Origin of the sequence: Herminiimonas sp. CN, from assembly GCF_000622895.1 — a bacterium.
Lineage (GTDB): Bacteria > Pseudomonadota > Gammaproteobacteria > Burkholderiales > Burkholderiaceae_D > AVCC01.
In genome coordinates this window covers 1-8,266 of the sequence record NZ_AVCC01000114.1, presented here as the reverse complement: position 1 = coordinate 8,266, position 8,266 = coordinate 1, and the positions used below count along the sequence as shown (strand labels likewise).

7 protein-coding genes are annotated in these 8,266 nt (G+C 59.8%); 6 read left to right on the top strand and 1 reads right to left on the bottom strand.

Annotation, left to right across the window (positions count from 1 at the left end; all coding sequences use genetic code 11):
* Nucleotides 1-137 precede the first annotated feature (137 nt).
* The 4 genes from HMCN_RS0116345 to HMCN_RS18915 all read left to right on the top strand — a co-directional run bounded on the left by HMCN_RS0116345 (nucleotide 138) and on the right by HMCN_RS18915 (nucleotide 3,112).
* A complete protein-coding gene (locus HMCN_RS0116345; protein WP_025918389.1) occupies nucleotides 138-554 on the top strand; it encodes a four helix bundle protein in 417 nt (138 codons plus the stop codon).
* A gap of 200 nt (nucleotides 555-754) precedes the next feature.
* On the top strand, nucleotides 755-1,903 hold the full coding sequence (locus tag HMCN_RS0116340; RefSeq protein WP_238552221.1) for an RNA-directed DNA polymerase: 1,149 nt from the start codon (nucleotides 755-757) through the stop codon (nucleotides 1,901-1,903).
* A 209-nt stretch (nucleotides 1,904-2,112) separates the two neighbouring features.
* Nucleotides 2,113-2,748 (top strand): hypothetical protein, encoded by a 636-nt coding sequence (locus HMCN_RS0116335; RefSeq protein ID WP_025918387.1) that lies wholly within the window; start codon nucleotides 2,113-2,115, stop codon nucleotides 2,746-2,748.
* Between the two features lie 91 nt (nucleotides 2,749-2,839).
* Nucleotides 2,840-3,112 carry an AlpA family transcriptional regulator gene (locus HMCN_RS18915; protein WP_238552220.1) on the top strand — a complete coding sequence of 91 codons (273 nt, stop codon included), beginning with the start codon at nucleotides 2,840-2,842 and terminating at the stop codon, nucleotides 3,110-3,112.
* Here HMCN_RS18915 and HMCN_RS0116330 read toward each other — a convergent pair.
* A complete protein-coding gene (locus HMCN_RS0116330) occupies nucleotides 3,072-4,355 on the bottom strand; it encodes an integrase family protein (RefSeq protein WP_025918386.1) in 1,284 nt (427 codons plus the stop codon). The genes HMCN_RS18915 and HMCN_RS0116330 overlap by 41 nt on opposite strands.
* A gap of 232 nt (nucleotides 4,356-4,587) precedes the next feature.
* On the opposite strand from HMCN_RS0116330, the gene mutS reads away from it, so the two are divergent.
* Both mutS and HMCN_RS0116320 read left to right on the top strand, forming a co-directional pair.
* Nucleotides 4,588-7,209, top strand: a complete 2,622-nt coding sequence (gene mutS / locus HMCN_RS0116325) for a DNA mismatch repair protein MutS (RefSeq protein ID WP_369792180.1) — start codon at nucleotides 4,588-4,590, stop codon at nucleotides 7,207-7,209.
* A 12-nt stretch (nucleotides 7,210-7,221) separates the two neighbouring features.
* A complete protein-coding gene (locus tag HMCN_RS0116320) occupies nucleotides 7,222-8,154 on the top strand; it encodes a hypothetical protein (RefSeq protein ID WP_025918384.1) in 933 nt (310 codons plus the stop codon).
* Nucleotides 8,155-8,266 lie beyond the last annotated feature (112 nt).

Here is an 8,266-nt window from a genome sequence, read left to right as displayed (position 1 = left end):
ACTTCGACGATGGCGACCAGATCATCAACCACAAGTCGGTTGAGTACCGCGCCCGTGCAGTCCGCAGAGTGTTAATCATTGAGTAATTCAGCAATTTAACAAACTCACGGGCGCAGCCCGGATCGATTTTTTTCAGCATGGCTATCCACGATCAATTACCGATTTACAAAGTGGCCTACGAACTGCTCAAGCTCGCGACGACCATCACCAGGAACATGCCGAAGGATTTCAAGGCATCGATTGGTGGCGAGATTCGCGGCTTGTGCGTCCAAAGCGTGATCCTGATCGCGCGCGCCAATGCGGCGCAGGACAAGGCCCCGCATCTGACCACACTGCTGGAGTATGTCCACGCCGCCGAGATCCTGTTTCGCCTGTCGAAAGACATGCGCTTCATTTCGACCGGCCAATATGCGACGGCGATCAGCCTGACAGATGCGATCGGTAAGCAGGCCAATGGATGGCGCAAGTCCGCAGTAGTACCAGCGCCCGTTACATCACTGCCACGGCAGTCATGTCAGAGCGATTTTTTCTTATCTGGTCATGCCGCTGGGTAGCCAACCGCTTCCCACCGCCACGCGCACCACAGATACCAGCGGCACATGCCGGCAGGTCTGGCGCAGTTTCCTTGCTGATCGGCCCCGGCCTTCGGCAGAGCGACGTAGATAGCATGAACAACCGCAGAACGCCGCCAACGACTCTTATGCATGGATGCAGAACTTCAACAATGGCAACCAGAACAACAACCACAAGTCGAATGAGTACCGCGCCCGTGCAGTCCGCAGATCAGACCGGTACGACCCCGAGCCATGCTGATTTTTCTATTACTGAATTAGCGCAGGCCTATTTCGACTGCCGCCGCAGCAAGCGCAACACGCCCAGCGCTCTCGCATTCGAGCAGGATCTTGAGCGCAACCTGATGCAGCTGCACGCCGATCTGGTCGACGGCAGCTACCAACCGGGCAAATCGATCTGCTTCGTCGTCACCCGGCCAAAAGCCCGCGAGGTATGGGCCGCCGACTTCCGCGACCGCGTGGTGCACCACCTGCTGTACAACCGCATTGCGCCACGGTTTTACGCGGCATTCATCCAGGATACCTGCGCCTGCATCCCGGGCCGCGGCACCCTGTACGCCGCCCAGCGCCTGGAAGCGAAGATCCGTAGCGCTACCGAGAACTGGTCGAAGCCGGCCTGGTACCTGAAATGCGACTTGGCCAACTTCTTCGTCAGCATCGATAAGAACGTGCTGCGCGAACAGATCGCCGCCCGCGTGACCGAACCGTGGTGGCTGCAGCTGGCCGAAACGATCCTGTTTCACGACCCGCGTCAGAATTTCGAGCTGCGCGGCGCCCCTGCCCTGATCGATCTGGTCCCGCCGCACAAGCGCCTGACCAACCAGCCAGCGCACCTTGGCCTGCCGATCGGTAACCTGTCGTCGCAGTTTTTCGCCAACATTTACCTCGATGCGCTCGACCAGCACATCAAGCACCAGCTGCGCGCCCGGCATTACATCCGCTACGTTGACGATTTCATCCTGCTGCACGAGTCGCCGCAGTGGCTCAATGCCGCGCTGGCCGACATCAACGCATTTTTGCCTAGCAGGCTGCATGCCAACCTGAATCCGACCAAGACCATCCTGCAGCCGGTCGACCGCGGCGTCGACTTCGTCGGTCACGTGATCAAGCCTTGGCACAGCAGAACGCGCCGGCGCACGGTGCGCCAGGCAGTCAGCCGGATCAGCCGCATGGATCCCGCCGACGTTTTTACATCCGCAAACAGTTATTTCGGCTTGCTGGGGCAATCAACCAGCAGCCACAGCGACCGCGTGCGGCTGGCCAAGGCCGTGCTGCAGCGCGGGCATGCGGTCAACAACACATTTACCAAGACATATCGGAGGGCAGCATGAGTGATCCAGGAGACGGTGAAATCCGCGCTGAATTCGAGCGACAGCATAAAGGAAGAAATTTGACTAGGCATCGGCTTCGTGGAACGTATATTTCAGTCCAAATTGCAGCGATTTGGAACCAACATGTTAGGTCTGTAGCATGGCAAGCCGCGCGCGGAAGTGCGCACCTTCCCGGCGCCGAAAATTACCTCGCAGATGGAGCTCGCACTATGAAAGAGCACCCTATCCTTTTCAGCGCGCCGATGGTGCGTGCCCTGCTGGATGGCAGCAAGACACAGACGCGGCGCATCTACAAGAACCGTAAGCATCCGGATGCTGGCTGCGAAATGGCCGCATGCGAACTGACGCGCGAACCGCAGCACGTTATCAACCGCACCTGCCCCTACTGCCAGCCAGGCGACCAGCTTTGGGTGCGGGAGACATGGCAACACAGCAATCACCCATTCGGCCCATACGAACCGGACTGCGACGTGTTCTACCGTGCCGACTATTTCGATGATCCGCACGGACCGGACGGAGAGAAATCACCAGAGGGTAGATACCGGTTCTGGAACCCATCCATCCACATGCCGCGAACCGCCAGCCGCATCACCCTCGAAATAACATCGGTGCGCGTTGAGCGGTTGCAGGACATCAGTGACCGGGATTGCGAGGCGGAGGGCGTGCTTTGCGAAACTGCAGAGCCTTGGTTTTTTCATGTTCCGGAACCGGGCAACGTGTATGCCCATGCCGCCGACGAACCGAAAGGCGCATATCGGAAGTTTTTGGAATCCTTCAATGGTGCTGGCGCATGGGATGCCAATCCGTGGGTATGGGTCATCGACTTCAAGCGGGTGGCGACATGAAGGCAATCGACCTCTTTGCCGTGCACATGCTTGGCAACGCAGTCTGCCCGCCAGTAGCGCGCGACGTGATCAATGCAATAAGGAAAGCAGCATGAATATGCAAATAAAAAGAATCTATGTCGATCTACCGGACGTCGCCGTTATGGTCACTCTGGGCGAGACGACAATCCAACGCATGGTACGCGAGGATGAGTTCCCAAAGCCGCGCCAGCTATCTGGTCGACGTGTTGCGTGGTTGCTGCGCGAGATCGAGGACTGGGCAGAAAACCGCCCTATCTCCGACCTGTTGCCGCCGCCAAACACAGGCAGACGCAAAGAGAAAATCAACGCAGCAAGGATTCAAGATGCTGGTCAAGCCGCGTAATCCACTCCCGGCGCTCGCTATCATACGAGTGCCGGTTATAGATACCCTTGATCCCCGCTTGCATATGTCCCAGCGCAGCTTCTGCTACTGCATCCGGGCAGCCGAGCGCGGCCAGCAGCGTCCGGGACGTGCGGCGCAGATCGTGCGGCGACCAATGCGTAACCGGCAAGCGCGGTCGCTCCATGTCCGGACGTGTCACGCAATACGGCTGGTGCCAGAAAACCGCCACCTGTGCGCGTTTTTGTTCGGTATGCCCGAACGGTCCTTTCGATGGAAACAAAAAGCCCTTCTCTACCTGCTGTAAGCGCCGGCGCACAATCACCGCCGCGCGGCCCACCAGCGGCACACGCTGATCCATTGCATTTTCATGCCGTGCGTTTTTGGTTTTCCTTTTCGGAATCGTCCACCACAGACCGTCCGCCTCCTCGGTAACTTCATCCACCTCGATTGCCATGATCTCCGCACCCCTGGCGCAGGTCCACAGATACATCGTCAGAGCATCATCGACAATCCGGCTGAAATTCGGCAGCCAGGGTATCAGCACTGATAACTCCGCTTCCGACAGCACCCTCTTCGACGTCCCAGTTTTGACGCCCTCAATATTCTTGCCCTTGCTCTTAATGCGGCCGCGCATGATCATGCGCCACCAGTTTGGCGTGGTGTCCGGAAGCCGGCCGGCATCAAGGGCGTAATCCCAAGCAGCACCCAATTCGGCGCGCAGGTTTGCGCATTGCACTGGTATATGCAGATGCGATTCCAGCAGGTCAAACGCCTGCGCCCGGCTGACAGACGCAGCCGCCACGCCGCCTAGATCGCCCAGCATGGTGCGGAACATCCGCGCAGTCTCCTTCGCCCCCTTCTCCTGGCGATTCCTGGCGATATGCCCGGCCAGATAATCATCGCACACGCGGCGCACGGTATAGACCGCCTCCAGCCTGGCCTTGCGTTCATTTTCTGCCGCTACCTTGACCTCGCCACGCACAGTCCGCTTTTCCGTAGCCGGATCGCGCCCGGCATCGCGCAACCCGCGCAACCGCTCCCACTCAGCCAGCGCGGCCACGGCCGGCATCGCCGGCCACTGCCCGATTTTTGTCTGACGCATCCTGCCGTCGAGTGGGCTTTTGTAGCGATAGATCCACGCACGCCCGGCACCAGACGCACTTAGCCGCAGCCCAGGGCAGTCCCCTATAATGATGTGTTGACCGGGAGCGAGCAGTTTGGCTTGTCTGGCATCGAATTGCATGGCGGCGTAGCTTTTTGAAATTTTGAAGTTACGCCGGATTGTAGCGTAACTTTTAAAATCAGCATCAGAAAAAGCTACGCCATTTGCGGAGTGTAGTAGCGTTTCGTGGTGCTTTGCGACTACATCGACAAAATGAACGTACAAAACAAATATTCTTTGCAATCAAATACTTGCAGAATAAATTTAATAAATTCAAGGGCTTATGGAAGCACCGTTATCTAAGCATACTCCTATGATGCAGCAGTATTTACGCATCAAAGCAGAGTATCCGTCCACGCTGGTGTTTTACCGGATGGGCGATTTTTACGAGCTGTTTTTCGAGGATGCGGAAAAGGCTGCGCGCTTATTGGGCATTACGCTGACCCAGCGCGGCGCGTCGGGCGGCAATCCGATCAGGATGGCCGGCATTCCCTATCATGCGGCCGACCAGTATCTGGCCAAGCTGATCAAGCTGGGCGAGTCGGTCGCGATCTGCGAGCAGATCGGCGATCCGGCAACCAGCAAAGGTCCGGTCGAGCGCAAGGTACAGCGCGTCATCACCCCCGGCACCCTGAGCGATCCGCATCTGCTGGCGGAAAAATCCGAACAGCCGTTGCTGGCCCTGTGCAAGGTGGCGCAACGCAAAACCGTCACCATCGGTCTGGCCTGGCTGTCGATGGCCAGCGGCGCATTGAAACTGACGGAGTTCACGCAGGCAGCGCAAGAATCCGATGCGCGCCTGCAGCAGGAGCTGGAGCGCATCGTGCCGGCCGAAATCCTGCTGGCCGATGGCGGCGATATCGCGCTGCAGGTTGGCATTGCCGACAAGGCGGTGCGAGTGGCGGACTGGCATTTCGATTTTTCCAGCAGCCAAAAAGCCTTGCTGGAACAGCTCAATGTGGCAACCCTGAGCGGCTTCGGCGCCGAAGGCTTCAGCGCCGCCATCGGCGCGGCCGGTGCGCTGCTGCGCTATGCGCAAGCGACCCAGGGCAAGAGTTTGCAGCATGTGCGCACGCTGACGGTGGAGTCCGAGAACGAATTCATCGGCCTGGATGCAGCGACCCGGCGCAACCTGGAAATCAGCGAAACCATACGCGGCCAGGATGCGTCGGCGGCCGCGCCCACGTTATTTTCCTTGCTCGACCATTGCCGCACCGCGATGGGTTCGCGCCTGCTGCGCCACTGGCTGCACCACGCCCGCCGCGATCAGTCGGTGGCGCAGGCGCGGATTGCCGCGCTCACCACGCTGCAGCAGCAAGACGCCGGCGATGCGCTGGTGCGACTATTGGCCGCGATCCCGGACATCGAACGCATCACCACCCGCATCGCGCTGGCGTCGGCCCGCCCGCGCGACTTGGCCGGCCTGCGCGACGGCTTGCAGCAACTGCCGGCGCTACGCGATCAGCTGGCGCGCTGCAATGCGACAACCGATTCCGATCTGCTGGCCGGCCTGCATGATGCGCTGGCCACACCCGCAGACTGCCTCGATCTGCTGACGCGCAGCGTGATGGCGGAGCCGGCCGCGATGGTGCGCGACGGCGGCGTGATCGCGCCCGGTTGCGATGCCGAGCTCGATGAACTGCGCGCACTGTCCGAGAACGCCGGGCAATTCCTGCTGGATCTGGAAAGCCGCGAACGCCAGCGCACCGGCATCGCCAATTTGCGGGTCGAATACAACAAGGTGCACGGCTTTTACATTGAAGTCACGCACGGCCAGACCGACAAGGTGCCGGACGACTACCGCCGCCGCCAGACCCTGAAAAATGCCGAGCGCTACATCACGCCGGAACTCAAGGCCTTCGAAGACAAGGCCTTGTCAGCGCAGGAGCGGGCGCTGGCGCGCGAGAAATACCTGTACGAGCAGCTGCTCAACGAACTGCTTCCGTTCATTGCAACACTGCAAAATATTGCCCATGCGGTAGCGCAACTCGACGTGCTGGTGGCGCTGGCAAGCCACGCCGCGCGCCACAACTGGTGCGCGCCGGTGCTGGTGGCCGAGCCCTGCATCGACATCGTGCAAGGCCGCCATCCGGTGGTGGAAAACCAGATCGAGCGCTTCATTGCCAACGACTGCCTGTTCAATCCCGAGCGCCGGCTGCAGCTGATCACCGGCCCCAACATGGGCGGCAAATCGACCTTCATGCGCCAGGTAGCCCTGATCACCCTGCTGGCTTATGTCGGCAGCTACGTCCCGGCCGCCAGCGCGACGATCGGCCCGATCGACCGCATCTTCACCCGTATCGGCGCGGCCGACGACCTGGCCGGCGGGCGCTCGACTTTCATGGTGGAAATGACCGAGTCAGCGGCCATCCTGAACGGCGCCACCCGGCAATCGCTGGTGCTGATGGACGAAGTCGGGCGCGGCACCTCGACCTTCGACGGCCTGGCGCTGGCGTGGGCGATTGCCAAGCATCTGATCGAAACCACACAGAGCCTGACCCTGTTCGCCACCCATTATTTCGAATTGACGCAACTGCCGCAACTGCACCCGAGCGCGGCCAACGTCCATCTGTCGGCGGTCGAGCACAAGGACAACATCGTGTTCCTGCATGCGGTGGAAGCTGGCCCGGCCTCGCAAAGCTACGGCTTGCAGGTGGCGCAGCTGGCCGGCGTGCCAGCGGTGGTGATCCGCGCCGCACGCCGCCATCTGGCGACGCTGGAAGCGCATTCGGTACAGGCTTCGCCGCAGTTCGACCTGTTTGCCGCCGCCAGCACAATCGATGACGAGCCGTCGCAGGTTGAGCCTGAAGCGGCCGGGGGCAATACCGCTGCCGACGCGCTAACCGATGCGCTGGCCGAGATCGAGCCGGATGCGCTGACGCCGCGCCAGGCGCTCGATGCGCTGTACCACCTCAAGCAACTGGCCGATGCCTGAATGCGCGCATTGATGAAACGGTTGGCTTTCCTGCCCTGCATGACGCTGCTGGCCAGCGTACTGCTAACGCCATCGGCAGTTGCAGCCGCAGCCAGGAATTTCGATTTCGGCGTGATTGCGCATGCCGTTGAATCGGGTGCCGACGACAACCGATTGCAGCAAGCGATCAATGCCAGCAATGAAGACAATCTGGCCTTCGTGGTTGCCAACGGCATCAAATCCGGCACCGAGAGCTGCAGCGATGCCGTCTATGCGCGCAGCAGAGCATCCTTCGTCAGAGCGGAAAACGCGCTGATCGTCTCGCTTGCCGCCAGCGACTGGGTCAACTGCAAGGCAAAAAACGGCAAATCGATCGCCATCGAGCGATTGAATCGGCTGCGCGAGTTGTTTTTTTCGGATGATGCATCGTTCGGCAACATCAGCATCGCGCTGATTCGGCAATCAAGCAGCGCCAAATTTCCCAGTTATGCCGAGAATACCCGCTGGGAATACGGCAACGTCCTGTTTGCCACCGTTAATTTGCCGGCCGACAATAATCACTATCTGCCGGATGCCGGGCGCAACAGCGAATTCGAAGACCGCGCCATCGCCAACCGCGAATGGCTGGAGCGCATCTTCATCCATGCCGCACAGAGAAAAAACCGGGCGGTCGTGCTGTTTTCCGACGGCAACCCGCTGATCGTGCCGAATGCAGCGAAACTGGCCAAACTCCGGGGCCGGCGCGATGGCTTCATCGAAGTGCGCAGGCAACTCGCCGCACAGGCAAAAAAATTTCCCGGCAAGGTGTTGCTGCTGCACGGCCAGGCGCAGGGGCAACCGGATACGATCGATTGGCAGGCCAACCTCGGCAGCATGGGCGTGCGCAGCGGCTGGGTGAAGATCCGCGTCCAGCCGAGCAGCCGCACGCTGTTTCAACCGGAATATCCCGCAGCCACCGAAAATTGAATAAAAGACGGGTATATAGTAAAATAAGTTTTTATATCCCTAATATACTGCGGATTTTAAAATACCATTATCAGTACATATTCATCCTCAAAACCGCCTGCGGAATGGCTTG

Coding starts and splice junctions, on each gene's coding strand:
- HMCN_RS0116345 (WP_025918389.1), top strand. CDS start 138: ATGGCTATCCACGATCAATTACCGATTTACAAAGTGGCCTACGAACTG.
- HMCN_RS0116340 (WP_238552221.1), top strand. CDS start 755: ATGAGTACCGCGCCCGTGCAGTCCGCAGATCAGACCGGTACGACCCCG.
- HMCN_RS0116335 (WP_025918387.1), top strand. CDS start 2,113: ATGAAAGAGCACCCTATCCTTTTCAGCGCGCCGATGGTGCGTGCCCTG.
- HMCN_RS18915 (WP_238552220.1), top strand. CDS start 2,840: ATGAATATGCAAATAAAAAGAATCTATGTCGATCTACCGGACGTCGCC.
- HMCN_RS0116330 (WP_025918386.1), bottom strand. CDS start 4,355: ATGCAATTCGATGCCAGACAAGCCAAACTGCTCGCTCCCGGTCAACAC.
- mutS (WP_369792180.1), top strand. CDS start 4,588: ATGATGCAGCAGTATTTACGCATCAAAGCAGAGTATCCGTCCACGCTG.
- HMCN_RS0116320 (WP_025918384.1), top strand. CDS start 7,222: ATGAAACGGTTGGCTTTCCTGCCCTGCATGACGCTGCTGGCCAGCGTA.